Here is a 13852-nt window from a genome sequence, read left to right on the forward strand (position 1 = left end):
CCTCCGAGCCCCATCGGGCCGGACGATGTGGACTCCCCCGCGGAACCGCCCGCATGCACAGAAGGAGCGCCATGACTGCCGCCCCGCTCACCACCGACCCGCGCAGCCGCTACCGCATCGAACCCACCGTGCTGCAGGCCCTGCGGAGCCCCCGCATCCTCACCCGCGAAGTCCTGGCCGGCCTGGTCGTCGCGATCGCGCTGATCCCCGAAGCGATCGCGTTCTCGATCATCGCCGGCGTCGACCCGCGGCTGGGACTCTTCTCCTCCTTCATCATGGCCGTCGCGATCTCGTTCCTCGGCGGCCGTCCCGCCATGATCACCGCGGCCACGGGCGCGATCGCGCTCGTCATCGCCCCGGTCGCCCGCGAGCACGGCATGGACTACTTCATCGCCACCGTCCTCCTCGGCGGCGCGATCCAGGTTGTGCTGGCCCTCCTCGGGGTGGCGAAGCTCATGCGGTTCATCCCCCGCAGCGTCATGGTCGGCTTCGTCAACGCGCTCGCCATCCTCATCTTCGTCTCACAGGTCCCGCAGCTGATCGGCGTGCCGTGGATGGTCTACCCGCTGGTCGTGGTCGGACTGCTCATCATGTATCTGATGCCGCGTCTGACCCGGGTCGTTCCGGCTCCCCTCGTCGCGATCGTTCTGCTGACGGGAGCCGCCGTCGTCTTCGGCATCGCCGTGCCCACCGTCGGCGACCAGGGCGCGCTCCCCGAGAGCCTCCCCCAGTTGTTCCTCCCGAACGTTCCGCTGACGTGGGAGACGCTCGGGATCATCTTCCCCTTCGCCGCCGCGATGGCCGTCGTCGGCCTCCTCGAGTCGCTCATGACCGCGAAGCTCGTCGACGAGATCACCGACACCCACTCCCGCAAGACCCGCGAAGCATGGGGCCAGGGCGTGGCGAACATCCTCTCCGGCGCGTTCGGCGGCATGGGTGGCTGCGCGATGATCGGCCAGACCATGATCAACGTCAAGGCATCCGGCGCACGCACGCGGATCTCCACGTTCCTCGCCGGGGTGTTCCTCCTGATCCTCGTCCTCGCCCTCGGCGACGTCGTCGCCGTCATCCCCATGGCCGCCCTCGTCGCCGTGATGATCGTCGTGTCGGTGGCGACCTTCGACTGGCACAGCATCCGGCTCGCGACCCTCCGACGGATGCCGAAGAGCGAGACCCTCGTCATGGTCGTCACCGTCGCGATCACGGTGTGGACGCACAACCTCGCGCTCGGCGTCGGGGCGGGAGTCGTCGCCGCGATGATCCTCTTCGCACGGCGCGTCGCCCACTTCACGACCGTGACGCGGGAGGTGATCGCCGACGATCTCGGCGACATCGCCCGGTACACGGTCGACGGCGAGCTGTTCTTCGCCTCCAGCAACGACCTGACCACCCAGTTCGCCTACACGCACGATCCCGCTCGCGTCGTGATCGACATGTCCCACTCGCACGTCTGGGACGCCTCGACGGTCGCCGCACTCGACGCGATCCACACGAAGTACGCGCACCTGGGCACCGTCGTGACCATCGAAGGCATGAATGAGGCCACGAGCCGGTTCCACCAGCGACTGAGCGGCGAGCTCGGCGCGGCGCACTGAGGCGCCGCGCCCCTCCTCGCGCCCGACCCGTGGGCGGATGGGTGCGTCGGCGCGGGTAGCGTGGACGGGTGACCCTCGACCATCTCCGATCCGCCGCTCGCAGTCCGGGATGGCAGGCGTGGGTCGTCTGGGGCGTGGGGGTCGCGGCCTACATGCTCGCGGTCGTCAACCGCTCCTCTCTCTCGGCCGTGGGCATCGACACGGCCGAGCGGTTCGGGGCGGACGCCGCGACGCTCTCGATGTTCGCGGTCGTCCAGCTCGCGGTGTACGGCGGAATGCAGATCCCGGTGGGCCTCCTCCTGGACCGCTACGGCGCCCGCCCGATCATGGCGATCGGCATGCTTCTGATGGCCGTGGGGCAGCTCACGCTGGCCTTCTCCCCCAGCGTCGGTGTCGCCATCTTCGCCCGCGTCCTGCTCGGGGCGGGCGATGCGGCCGTCTTCCCCGGCGTCCTCCGGCTGATCGCCACGTGGTTCCCCGCGCAGCGAGGACCGCTGATGAGCCAGCTGACCGGCCTCGTCGGCCAATCCGGTCAGCTCCTCGCGCTCGCGCCTCTGGCGATCCTGCTGCACGCGACGAGCTGGGAGCTCGTCTTCGGCGGCATCGCCGGCCTCTGCGTGCTCTTCGCCGTGCTCGTCTACGCGGTGGTCCGCAACCACCCCGCGGAACTCCCCGCGGATGTCTCGGTCGATACCGACACCGGGGCGATCCGCATCGTGCGGTCATCGATCGACACCGGCGTCGGCATCCGCGCCGCATGGGCGCATCCGGGAACTCGGCTCGCGTTCTGGTCGCACTTCACGGCGCCCTTCGCCGGCACTGCCTTCGTCCTCCTCTGGGGCATGCCGTTCCTGACTGCGGGCGAGGGGCTCGAGAAGGGACAGGCGGCCGGCGTCCTGTCGGTATATGTCGTCGTCGGCATGGCCCTCGGACCGATCATGGGCGACCTGTCCCGCCGCATCCCGCACCTGCGCTCGCGCGCCCTCGTCCTCCCCGCCGTCGCGACGCAGGTCGTGGCCTGGACCGTCGTCATCGTCTGGCCGGGCCCCGCGCCGCTGTGGCTGATGTACGGGCTGGCGGTAGCGCTCGCGATGGGCGGACCGGCCTCGATGATCGCGTTCGATCACGCGCGCACGCACAATCCCGCCCATCGCCTGTCGACCGCCACCGGCATCACGAACGTGGGCGGGTTCCTCGCCGCACTCGTGGCGATCTTCGCGATCGGGCTCGCGCTCGACCTCCAGGGCGCCGGGACGCCCGGCACCTACCGCTTGGACGCCTTCCGCCTGGCCTTCCTCCTGCAGTTCCCCCTCTGGGCGCTCGGCTGGACCTTCATCGTGATCGAACGACGGAAGACCCGCGTGCTGCTCGGACTCGAGCAGCCCCGCGGGTCTTCCGGGCGGCGGTGAGCGGCGTCAGACGACCCCGTCGCCCGACGTGCGCGACTCGGTCTGAGTGATCCGCTCGCCTCCCACAGGGTCGACGGTGCGCGTGACCTGCGCCGTCGAGCGGCGGCGGAACATGAAGATGAGACCGATCAGGAAGACGAGGGCGCCGGCGCCCATCAGGATGTACCCGATCAGATCGAGGTCGACGAACTGGCTGGTGTCGACATTGACGGCGAAGACCAGAATGGCGCCGATGACGAAGAGGGCGATGCCTGCTCCGATGCTCATGGGGATGCTCCTTCGTGAAACGGGGGTGACGACCCATCGTCGCGTATGCGCGCGAGCCGGACGACACCCTTGACACGGCGCGCGCCGGTGTGCTGCATGCCGACGCATGCTTTCTGCGCCTGCGACCGCTCAGTCGGGTCGCACCTCGACCCAGCCGCCACCGAACTTCGGTTCTCGCCCGTCGCCCGAGGACGTGCGCGTCACCCTCCGCTTCACCCAGGGCCCGAGGTGCTCGCGGAAGTATTCGCCGCGCGCGAGCTGTGCCGAGGCCGGGAGCTCGGGCAGCGACCACCAGCCCTCGGGCACCCGCTCCCCCAGCGCGTCGAGCACGCGTGCCGCCACCCGATGATGACCACGCGCATTCATGTGCAGCCGATCCTCCGACCAGAATGACGGGTCGGACAGCTCGGCGTCGGGCCAGTTGAGAGCGCGGACGACATCCTCGCGCTCCCCCAGTCGCTCCACGACAGCCGCGGACATGAGGTCGCCGCGGCGCTGGATCACGCGACTCAGAGGGAGCTGCGCCGACGGGTTGGCCCCCGAGAGGAGGAGCAGCGTCACCCCCTCCTCGTCGCAGCGGCGGAGCACCTGGCTGAAGGCGTCGGCGATGTGCGCGATGGAGGTGCGGGGCCGGAGCATGTCGTTGCCGCCGCCGTTGAAGGACAGGTGCGTCGGCTCCAGCGCGAGCGCGCGTTCGAGCTGCTGCTCCACGATCGGCCAGACCAGCTTGCCGCGGATCGCGAGATTCGCGTATTCGATGCTCTCACCCCGCGAGCGCGCCCACCCCTGTGCCGTCAGGTCCGCCCACCCGCGGACATGCCCGTCGGGTTGCTCGTCGCCCACGCCCTCGGTGAAGGAGTCGCCGATGGCGACGAAGCGAACGGATGCCACCCGACGAGCCTACCCGCGAACAGGTCCGGGCGATCAGCGGTCGTCCAGCGTTGCCCCGCGTCGGTCGGCGAGTCCCCATGCCGCCGCGGCGGCGACGAGGAAGAACCCCGCGAACACGGCGAACAGGAGAGGCGAGCCGCCGACGGCCAGCAGACCGGGCACCGTGAGCGGCGCGACGATGGAGGCGATGCGCCCGACGCCGGCCGCCCACCCCGAGCCGGTGGCGCGCGACGAGGTGGGGTAGTTCTCGGGCGTGACCGCATAGAGCGCACCCCAGGCGCCGAGGTTGAAGAACGAGAGTGCCATGCCTGCTCCGATGACCGCACCCTCGGTCGTCGCCGTCCCGAAGAACACCGCGGCGATCGCCGACCCGACGAGGAACACCGAGAGGGTCGTGCGGCGCCCCCACACCTCGATGAGCCACGCGGCCACCGCGTATCCGGGAAGCTGCGCGAGAGTGATGATGAGGGTGAACCCGAAGGACTTGACGAGGTCGTAGCCCTGACCGAAGAGGATCGAGGGGATCCAGATGAACGCGCCGTAGTACGCGAAGTTGACGCAGAACCAGACCGTCCAGAGGGCCGCCGTGCGGACGCGGAACTCCGCAGACCAGAGGACACCGAGCCGCCCGCGAAGGCTTTCCGAGTCGGCGGCAGGCGCAGGCGCGGGCACGTCGGCATCTCGGCGCCGCCGGCCCGACCCGTCGACGGACGCCGACGCCTCGAACCGCGCCACCACGGCCTCGGCCTCCGCGCGTCGCCCCTGGCGGTCGAGCCAGCGGGCCGATTCCGGCAGCCCCCACCGCACCACGAGGGCATATGCCGCGGGGATGGCGCCGAGTGCGAACGCCCAGCGCCACCCCTCCGCGAGGTTCGGGATGACGAGGAAGCCGATCAGCGCGGCGGCCGTCCAGCCGATCGCCCAGAACGCCTCGAGGATCACGATGAGGCGCCCGCGCATGCGCGCCGGCGCGAACTCGCTGACGTAGGTGCTCGCGACCGGGAGCTCGGCGCCGAGCCCGAGTCCGACGATGACCCGCAGCACGATCAGGGCGGCCAGTCCGCCCGCGAGGGCGCTCGCACCGGTCGCGACGCCGTAGATCAGCAGGGTGATCGCGAACACCGACCGACGTCCGAACCGGTCGGCGAGAAGACCGCCGAGGGTCGCGCCGACCGCCATCCCGACGAATCCCGCGGAAGCGATCCACGAGGCCTGCTCCCCCGTCAGCGACCACTCGGCGATCAGCGCCGCCAGGACGAAGGAGACGAGCCCGACATCCATGGCATCCAGCGCCCATCCGAGGCCGGAACCCGTGAGGACCTTCAGGTGCGCACGGGTGAACGGCAGAGCGTCGAGGCGGCTCGAGATCGAGGTGTCGTCGCGGGCGGGGGCATCCGTCATGGATGCATGCTACTCAGGCGGACGCCAGCAGGTCCTGCACCATCGGTGCGACGCGGGTCCCGTACAGCTCGATCGAATGCAGGAGCTTGCCGTGCGAGAGGGTTCCGTTGGCGTATTTCAGATCGAACCGGTCAGCTCCCAGAGTCTTCACGGTCGCGGCGATCTTGCGCGCGACGGTCTCCGGCGACCCGGCGTAGATCGCGCCCTCCGGACCGAGGTCGTTCTGGAACTGCAGACGGCTGTAGGGCGGCCATCCCCGCTCCTTGCCGATCGTGTTGCGGTTCGCCTCCATCGCGGGGTAGAGCTCCTCCCACGCCTGCTCGTCGGTGTCGGCGATGTGTCCCGGGGAATGGATGCCCACGGGCAGCTGCGGACGCCCGAACGAGTCGAGCGACCGGTGATAGAGGTCGACGTAGGGCCGGAACCGTGCCGCGGAGCCGCCGATGATCGCGAGCATGAGCCCGTAGCCATAGCGCGCGGTGCGCACGACGGATTCGGGCGAGCCCCCGACTCCGACCCACGCCGTCAGCCCGTTCTCGGTCTTGGGGAAGACATCGGCCTTCTCCAGCGCGGCTCGCGTGGTGCCCTGCCACGTCACCGGCTTCTCGAGCATGAGCTGGGAGAAGAGGTCGAGCTTCTCCTCGAAGAGCACCTCGTAGTCGCCCAGGTCGTAGCCGAACAGCGGGAAGGATTCGATGAACGACCCTCGCCCGAGGATGACCTCGGCGCGGCCTCCGGAGACGGCATCCAGGGTCGCGAAGCGCTCGTAGACACGCACCGGATCGTCGCTGGAGAGCACGGTCACGGCGGTGCCGAGGTGGATGTCCTTCGTCCGACCGGCGGCGGCCGCCAGCACGATCTCGGGGCTCGAGACCGCGAACTCGTGCCGATGGTGCTCCCCCACCCCGAAGAACGCGAGCCCCACCTCGTCGGCCAGCACCGCCTCATCGACGATGTCACGGATGGTCTGCGCGTCGCTCGTGCGCTCGCCGGCGTCGTCGAAGGTGATGTCACCGAAGGTGTCGAGGCCCAATTTCACATTCATGCGAATGGAAACCCGCGCACGCGTCGCCGCATTCCCGAGTTACTCCGCCAGCGCCATCCGCAGCGTGTCGAGCCCGACCCCGCCGAGCCGCAGAGCACGCATATGGAAGCGCTTGATGTCGAAGTCGTCGCCCTCGCGCTCGGCCGCCTCATCGCGGATCTGCTCCCAGATGCGCTGTCCGACCTTGTATGACGGTGCCTGACCGGGCCAGCCGAGGTACCGGTTCACCTCGAACTGGATGAACTCGTCGGACATGTTGACGTTGCGCCGCATGAACTCGAGCGCGTAGTCCGCATCCCAGACCCCGGTCCCGTCCAAGCGGGGCTTTCCGAGATGCACGCCGATATCGAGGACGACGCGCGCGGCCCGCATTCGCTGCCCGTCGAGCATGCCGAGGCGGTCGGCGGGATCGTCGAGGTAGCCCAGCTGCTCCATCAGGCGCTCGGCGTACAGGGCCCATCCCTCCGCGTGCCCGCTGGAGCCTGCCAGCAGGCGCCGCCAGGAGTTCAGCTCGGCGCGGTTGTAGACCGCTTGGGCGATCTGCAGATGGTGGCCGGGAACACCCTCGTGGTACACGGTGGTGAGCTCGCGCCACGTGTCGAAGGAGTCGACGCCCTCCGGAACGGACCACCACATGCGACCGGGCCTCGAGAAGTCGTCCGTCGGCCCGGTGTAATAGATCCCGCCCTCGTTCGTCGGTGCGATCATGCACTCGAGGCGGCGGATCTGCTCCGGGATGTCGAAATGCGTGCGACCGAGCTCTTCGACCGCACGATCGCTCGTGGCCTGCATCCACTTCTGGAGCGCCTCGGTCCCGCGGAGCTTGCGGTCCTCGTCCTGTTCGAGGAAGGCGACGGCCTCCTCGACGCTGGCCCCGGGGAGGATCTCGTTCGCGATCGCCTCCTGCTCGGCCACCATGCGCGCGAGTTCGGCGACGCCCCACTCGTACGTCTCGTCGAGGTCGATCTCCGCCCCGAGGAACTGTCGCGAGTGGAGCGCGTACAGCTCGCGGCCGACGGCGTCCTCGTCGCTCGCCGCGGGGGCGAGCTCCTCGCGCAGGAAGGCGGCCAGCTCGTCGTAGGCGACCCGCGCCGCACCGGCGTGCTCGGAGACCGCGCGAGCGAGAGATGCCGGCAGGTGTCCCTCGGCGGGCGCGGCCTCGTGCGCGAATTCGGCGAAGAAGCCGGTGTCCGAGGTGTACCGGGCGATCTGCGCCACCACCTCGCGGACCTGTCGACGGGCGGGGACGACACCCGTGCGGATCCCCTCGCGGAGCGTTTCGACGTAGCCGCCGAGCGCCACGGGGACCTGACGCAGGCGGTCGGAGATGACGCTCCAGTCCTCGACCGAGTCGGTCGGCATGAGGTCGAACACGCTCCGCACGTCCTGTGCGGGCGACGCGATCACGTTGACGTCACGCAGATGTGCACCCGCGTCGAAGAGCTCGAGCTGCAGGCGGAGCTCACCGGTGAGGTCGGCCTTCGTCACGGCATCCACCTCATCGACCGGCTCTGCGCCCTCGAGCGCCGCGAGCGTCGCGCGCGCCGCGTCACGGCGTGCGAGGTGCCCTGATGGGGAGAGGTCGTCGAGGCGGCGGTTGTGCTCGCTCCGGCCGATGTAGGTGGCCAGCGAAGGGGCGAGGTCGGCGATCGTGTCGACCCATTCCTCCGCGATCCGATCGATCTGCGTCGGGGTCCGCTGTTCGTCAGTCATGCTCAGAGACTAATCCAGCACGGACCGGCGCGCCCGGCGCCGGTCCGGCGGAGCTGCTCCTCGGCTCAGTGACCGGCCACGTCCCAGTTCGGCCCTCGGCCGATGTGCACGTCGAGGGGAACGGTGAGCTCCGCGGCGTCGCCCATCCGCTCCCGGATGATGTCCTCGACGGCGGCCGTCTCGCCGGGCGCCACCTCGACGACGAGCTCATCGTGGATCTGCAGCAGAACGCGGGAGCGCAGCCCGTCCTCGACCAGCTGATCGTGGATGTGGAAAAGTGCGATCTTCATGATGTCCGCCGCGGACCCCTGGATGGGCGCGTTGAGCGCCGCACGCTCGGCATTCTCGCGCAGAACGCGGTTCGGGCTGCCGAGGTCCGGGAAGGGACGACGTCGGCCGAAGATCGTCTCGGTGTAGCCGTCGATACGGGCGCGCTGGACGGACTCGCGCAGGTAGTCGCGCACAGCGCCGAACCGGGCGAAGTACTCCGACATCAGCTGCTTCGCCTCGGACTGGTCGATGCGCAGCTGCTTGGACAGGCCGAAGGCGGAAAGGCCGTAGACGAGGCCGTAGCTCATCGCCTTGACCTTCGTGCGCATCGCGGGAGTGACCTCCGATGGGTCGACGCCGAACACGCGCGCTCCGACGAACCGGTGCAGATCCTCGCCCGAGTTGAACGCCTCGATGAGCCCGGAGTCGCCGGACAGGTGCGCCATGATGCGCATCTCGATCTGCGAATAGTCCGCCGTCAGGAGCGTCTCGTATCCGTCGCCGACCTCGAAGGCGGCGCGGATGCGGTGCGATTCCTCGTTCCGGATCGGGATGTTCTGCAGGTTCGGGTCGGTGCTCGACAGACGCCCCGTCTGGCTCCCGGTCTGGAGGTAGGTCGTGTGCGTGCGACCGTCCTCGCCGAGGGAGACGTCGAGGGACTCGATGATCTGGCGGAGCTTCGTGGCCTCGCGGTGCTGGAGGAGGAGATCGAGGAAGGGATGCGGGTTCGAATCCTGCAAGTCCGCGAGGACCGCGGCATCCGTCGAGTAGCCCGTCTTGGTCTTGCGGGTCTTCGGCAGCTGCAGCTGCTCGAAGAGCACCTCCTGCAGCTGCTTGGGCGACCCGAGATTCACCTCGCGGTCGATCTCCGCGAAGGCGCGCTGGGCGATGTCGTCGGACCGCGTGGCGAGCTCGGCGGAGAAGGCGGAGAGCTTCTCGTGCGAGATCGCGACGCCCGCGAGTTCCATGTCGGCGAGGGTGTCGAGGGTGGGCAGCTCGATGCCCTCGAGAACGGATGCCACGGAATCCGGCATCTCCGCGCGGATCTCCCCGGTGACCCGGAGCGCGTACCAGGCCAGCTGCGCGGGCGTCGCTCCCTCGGTCTCGGGCACGAGCTGGGTCGGGTCGGCCTCGGGGAGCTTCTCGTCGAGATACCGGTCGACGAGGTCGCCGAGCCCCTTGTCGGGGAAGCTCGGCCGGAGGAGCCAGCCGGCGAGGATCGGGTCGAATGCGAGCCCGCCGAGGCGGATGCCGGCGCGGCGGAGTGCCTTCACCTGCGGCTTCGCGTCCGTGAGGATCTTAGGACTCTGCCCCGCGAGCCAGGGCCCGAGCGCCGCGGCGACCTCGTCGGTCCAGGTCGCCTCCGCCGCGGCATCGGCCACTGCGACGCCGACCCGGCTCGGTCTGCCGCCCTCGACGGTCACGGTGAGCGCGATCTCGCCGGGCCGCTCCGCCACCCACGTGGCGAGGTCGTCGGCGGCGAGCTCCGCGGGGACCGGGGCGGCGACGGCGGGCGCCGATGCCGCGGCCATATCGTCGGCATCCGTCGCCATGGCCTCGAACACGCGCGGCAGGAGCGTCCGGAACTCGAGTCGCGCGAAGATGTCGCGCACGGCTTGCGCGTCGATGGGCCGGACCTCGAGGTCGGCGGGCTCCACGGGCAGCTCGACGTCGCGGAGCAGCGCATTCAGAGCCCGGTTGCGACGGACATCGTCCAGATGGGCGCGCAGATTGCCGCCCACGACGCCGGTGATCTTGTCTGCGTTCTCCAGCAGGGCATCGAGACTCCCCCACTGGGTGATCCACTTGACGGCGGTCTTCTCGCCGACCTTCGGGACGCCCGGGAGGTTGTCGCTCGTCTCCCCCACCAGCGCCGCGATGTCGGGGTAGTTGGCCGGCGGCAGTCCGTACTTCTCGACGACGGAGTCCGGGGTGTATCGCTTGAGCTGGGAGACGCCCTGCACGCTGGGGTACAAGAGCGTCACGTCCTCGGTGACGAGCTGGATCGTGTCGCGGTCGCCGGAGCAGACGAGCACATCGAAACCCTCCGCCGCGCCCTCCGTCGCGAGCGTCGCGAGGATGTCGTCGGCTTCGACGCCCTCTTTCGTCAGCACCTGCACGTTCATCGCCGCGAGGCAGTCCTGCAGGAGGGGGATCTGTCCCTTGAACTCGGCCGGCGACTCGGAACGGTTCGCCTTGTACTCGGGGTACTCATCGGTGCGGAACGAGTGCCGCGAGGTGTCGAACGCGACCGCGAGGTGGGTCGGCTTCTCCGCCTTCACGAGGTTCACGAACATCGAGAGGAACCCGTAGATGCCGTTCGTGTGCTGCCCGTCCTTCGTGGAGAAGTTGTCCACCGGGAGCGCGAAGAACGCACGGTACGCGAGCGAGTGGCCGTCGACGACGAGGAGGGTAGGCTTTCCGGAGTCCGTCACCCTGCCAGCCTAGACGCGGGTGCGGACACCCACTCCCCCGCTCCGATCGCTTCCGAAGGTGGACGATGACCGCTCCGAGCCCCGCCCCCGGCCGAGACCCCATGACCTGGGTCCACGAGCGCGGAATGGGCGCTCTGGCGGAGAAGATGGGGATCGAGTTCGTCGAGTTCTCGATCGAGCGGGCCGTGGCCACCATGCCCGTCGCCGGCAACACGCAGCCCGTCGGGCTCCTGCACGGCGGTGCGTACGTCGTGCTCGGCGAATCGCTCGGCTCGATGGCCGCGAACCTCCACGCGGGCCCCGACCGCCTCGCAGTGGGGGTGGACATCAACGCGACGCACACGCGATCCGCCACGAGCGGGATCGTCACGGGCGTCTGCACGCCCGTGCACCTCGGGCGCTCGCTCACCGTGCACGAGATCGCCGTCACCGACGATCAGGGCCGCCGCTGCTCGACGATCCGCATCACGAACATGATCAAGGACCGCTGAGCGGCATCACCGGGCCGCGGAGCGGCCGACGGCTCACGCCTTCTTGGGCGAGAGCTGCTCGATGATCGCCTTGGCGACGTCCTGCATCGTCAGGCGGCGATCCATCGACGCCTTCTGGATCCAGCGGAAGGCCTCGGGCTCGCTGAGACCCATCTTCTCGTTGAGCAGGCCCTTGGCCCGATCGACGAGCTTGCGGGTCTCGAAGCGCTCGACCATGTCGGCGACCTCGGCCTCGAGCGTGATGATCTGCTCGTAGCGGGCGAGGGCGATCTCGATCGCGGGCAGGAGGTCGTTGGGCGTGAAGGGCTTGACGACGTAGGCGAGGGCGCCGGCTTCGCTGGCGCGCTCGACGAGTTCCTTCTGGCTGAACGCGGTGAGCAGCACGACGGGGGCGACGTGGTTCTTGCTGAGCTTCTCCGCCGCGGAGATCCCGTCCAGAACGGGCATCTTCACGTCCATGATCACCAGGTCGGGGCGCAGCTCGGTGGCGAGCTGGACGGCGGTCTCACCGTCACCGGCCTCACCGACGACGTCGAACCCGTTGTCGCGGAGGATCTCCACGATGTCGAGGCGGATCAGCGATTCGTCCTCGGCGACGACGACCCGTCGCGGGCTCGCCGGGCTCGATACGGGGTTCAGTTCCTGCTCAGTCACCCGTCCATCCTAGAGCCAGGAGGGAGGTGCACCTTGCGATAGTCTCGAATGCGCGTGCGCCGGTGTGGCGGAATGGCAGACGCGACCGACTCAAACTCGGTTGTCTTCGGACGTGTGGGTTCGACTCCCACCACCGGCACGAACAAGGGCGGATGCCCCGGGACTCCCCGAGGCATCCGCCCTTTTCCGCTCGTCCGGCCTACTTCTCGGCCTTGTAGATCGGCGCGTTGCCGTTGACGGCGTCGCCGATCTTGTGGATGCGGATGTCGTTCGTCGATCCGATGATTCCCGGAGGGGACCCGGAGATCACCACGACCTTGTCGCCCTCCTGCGCCAGGCCGCGACCGAGGAAGAACTCGTCGACCTGCATGAACATCATGTCCGTGTGCGCGACGTGCTCGACGAGGGTCGACTGGACGCCCCACGTGAGTGCCATGCGGCGGCGGATCGCCGGGTCCGCGGCGAAGGCCATCATCGGGATGCCGGGGCGCAGACGCGACATGCGCCGGGCGGTGTCACCGGACTCCGTGAAGATGGCGATGTACTTCGCCTCGATGAACTCGGCGACCTCGTTCGCGGCGAGGGTCAGGATGCCGCCCTGCGTGCGCGGCTTGGCGCTGAACGGGCGGATGCGCTCGAGGCCGTGCTCCTCGGTCGACTCGACGATGCGGGCCATCGTCTGGACGGTGACCACCGGGTACTCCCCGACGCTCGTCTCACCGGACAGCATGACCGCGTCGGCGCCGTCGAGGACGGCGTTGGCGACGTCGGATGCCTCGGCGCGCGTGGGCACCGGGGCATACGTCATCGACTCGAGCATCTGCGTCGCGACGATGACCGGCTTCGCCATACGGCGGCACATCTCGACCGCGTGCTTCTGGACGACCGGGACGGCCTCCAGCGGCAGCTCGACGGCGAGGTCGCCGCGGGCGACCATGATGCCGTCGAAGGCGTCGATGATCTCCTCGAGGTTGTCCACGGCCTGCGGCTTCTCGATCTTCGCGATGACGGGGATCTTGCGACCCTCCTCCGCCATGATCTCGTGCACGCGCGTCACGTCGGACGCATCGCGCACGAAGGAGAGGGCGATGAGATCTGCGCCGGCGTTCAGACCCCAGCGCAGGTCCTCCTCGTCCTTCTCGGACAGGGCGGGGACGCTGACGGCGACACCCGGGAGGTTGATGCCCTTGTTGTTGGACACGGTGCCGGCCACGACGACCTTGGTGGTCACGACAGGACCGTCGACGCTCACGACCTCGACGCGGACCTTGCCGTCGTCGATGAGGAGGGAGTCGCCCGGCTTGACGTCCCCGGCGAGGCCCTTGAACGTCGTCCCGACGAGGTCGCGGGTGCCCACGACGTCCTCGGTCGTGATGCGGAACGTCTCGCCGACGGCGAGGTCGTGGGGTCCGTCGGAGAACTTGCCCAGACGGATCTTGGGGCCCTGCAGGTCGACGAGGATGGCGACGGCACGGCCGGCGTCATCCGCGGCCTTCCGCACGTTCGCGAAACGGACCTCGTGCTCGGCGTAGGAGCCATGGCTCAGGTTGAGGCGGGCCACGTCGACGCCGGCGTCGATGATCGCTCGGATCATCTCGTACGACTCAGTGGCGGGACCCAGGGTAGCGACGATCTTCGCGCGTCTCACTGACTGTCTCCGGTCTGTTTTCGGGTTGTTATC

The 13852-nt window shown here is 69.2% G+C and carries 11 protein-coding genes and 1 tRNA gene; 4 read left to right on the forward strand and 8 right to left on the reverse strand.

The window, feature by feature from the left end; all coding sequences use genetic code 11:
- The first annotated feature begins 71 nt into the window (after positions 1-71).
- Complete coding sequence (locus J0P97_RS10865; protein WP_215487810.1) at positions 72-1595, forward strand: SulP family inorganic anion transporter; 1524 nt, start codon at positions 72-74, stop codon at positions 1593-1595.
- 152 nt (positions 1596-1747) lie between these two features.
- Positions 1748-3004: an MFS transporter gene (locus J0P97_RS10870; protein ID WP_215487862.1), complete on the forward strand. Its 1257-nt coding sequence runs from the start codon at positions 1748-1750 to the stop codon at positions 3002-3004.
- A 6-nt stretch (positions 3005-3010) separates the two neighbouring features.
- Here the strand turns inward: J0P97_RS10870 and J0P97_RS10875 are convergent, their stop codons facing one another.
- From J0P97_RS10875 to polA, 6 genes are all read right to left on the reverse strand, one after another.
- Entirely contained in the window at positions 3011-3271 is a 261-nt protein-coding gene (locus tag J0P97_RS10875; RefSeq protein WP_215487811.1) for a DUF6458 family protein, read from the reverse strand.
- 129 nt (positions 3272-3400) lie between these two features.
- The gene (locus J0P97_RS10880) at positions 3401-4162 is read right to left on the reverse strand and encodes an SGNH/GDSL hydrolase family protein (RefSeq protein WP_215487812.1); all 762 of its coding nucleotides are present in this window, start codon (positions 4160-4162) and stop codon (positions 3401-3403) included.
- Positions 4163-4195: 33 nt separating this feature from the next.
- The gene (locus J0P97_RS10885; RefSeq protein ID WP_215487813.1) at positions 4196-5563 is read right to left on the reverse strand and encodes an MFS transporter; all 1368 of its coding nucleotides are present in this window, start codon (positions 5561-5563) and stop codon (positions 4196-4198) included.
- Between the two features lie 13 nt (positions 5564-5576).
- Entirely contained in the window at positions 5577-6608 is a 1032-nt protein-coding gene (locus J0P97_RS10890; protein ID WP_215487814.1) for an LLM class flavin-dependent oxidoreductase, read from the reverse strand.
- Between the two features lie 39 nt (positions 6609-6647).
- On the reverse strand, positions 6648-8321 hold the full coding sequence (locus tag J0P97_RS10895) for a DUF885 domain-containing protein (protein WP_215487815.1): 1674 nt from the start codon (positions 8319-8321) through the stop codon (positions 6648-6650).
- 65 nt (positions 8322-8386) lie between these two features.
- Positions 8387-11026: a DNA polymerase I gene (gene polA / locus J0P97_RS10900; protein WP_215487816.1), complete on the reverse strand. Its 2640-nt coding sequence runs from the start codon at positions 11024-11026 to the stop codon at positions 8387-8389.
- Positions 11027-11091: 65 nt separating this feature from the next.
- Here polA and J0P97_RS10905 point away from each other — a divergent pair, with 65 nt between their 5' ends.
- The gene (locus tag J0P97_RS10905) at positions 11092-11517 is read left to right on the forward strand and encodes a hotdog fold thioesterase (RefSeq protein ID WP_215487817.1); all 426 of its coding nucleotides are present in this window, start codon (positions 11092-11094) and stop codon (positions 11515-11517) included.
- 33 nt (positions 11518-11550) lie between these two features.
- Here J0P97_RS10905 and J0P97_RS10910 read toward each other — a convergent pair whose 3' ends face one another.
- Entirely contained in the window at positions 11551-12171 is a 621-nt protein-coding gene (locus tag J0P97_RS10910; protein ID WP_215487818.1) for an ANTAR domain-containing response regulator, read from the reverse strand.
- 58 nt (positions 12172-12229) lie between these two features.
- Here J0P97_RS10910 and J0P97_RS10915 point away from each other — a divergent pair.
- A tRNA-Leu gene (locus tag J0P97_RS10915) sits at positions 12230-12310 on the forward strand.
- A 60-nt stretch (positions 12311-12370) separates the two neighbouring features.
- On the opposite strand, the gene pyk is transcribed toward J0P97_RS10915, so the two are convergent.
- Positions 12371-13819 carry a pyruvate kinase gene (pyk, locus tag J0P97_RS10920; protein WP_215487819.1) on the reverse strand — a complete coding sequence of 483 codons (1449 nt, stop codon included), beginning with the start codon at positions 13817-13819 and terminating at the stop codon, positions 12371-12373.
- Between the last annotated feature and the right edge of the window lie 33 nt (positions 13820-13852).

The sequence above is a fragment of the Microbacterium flavum genome, assembly GCF_018717645.1.
Classification (GTDB): domain Bacteria; phylum Actinomycetota; class Actinomycetes; order Actinomycetales; family Microbacteriaceae; genus Microbacterium; species Microbacterium flavum.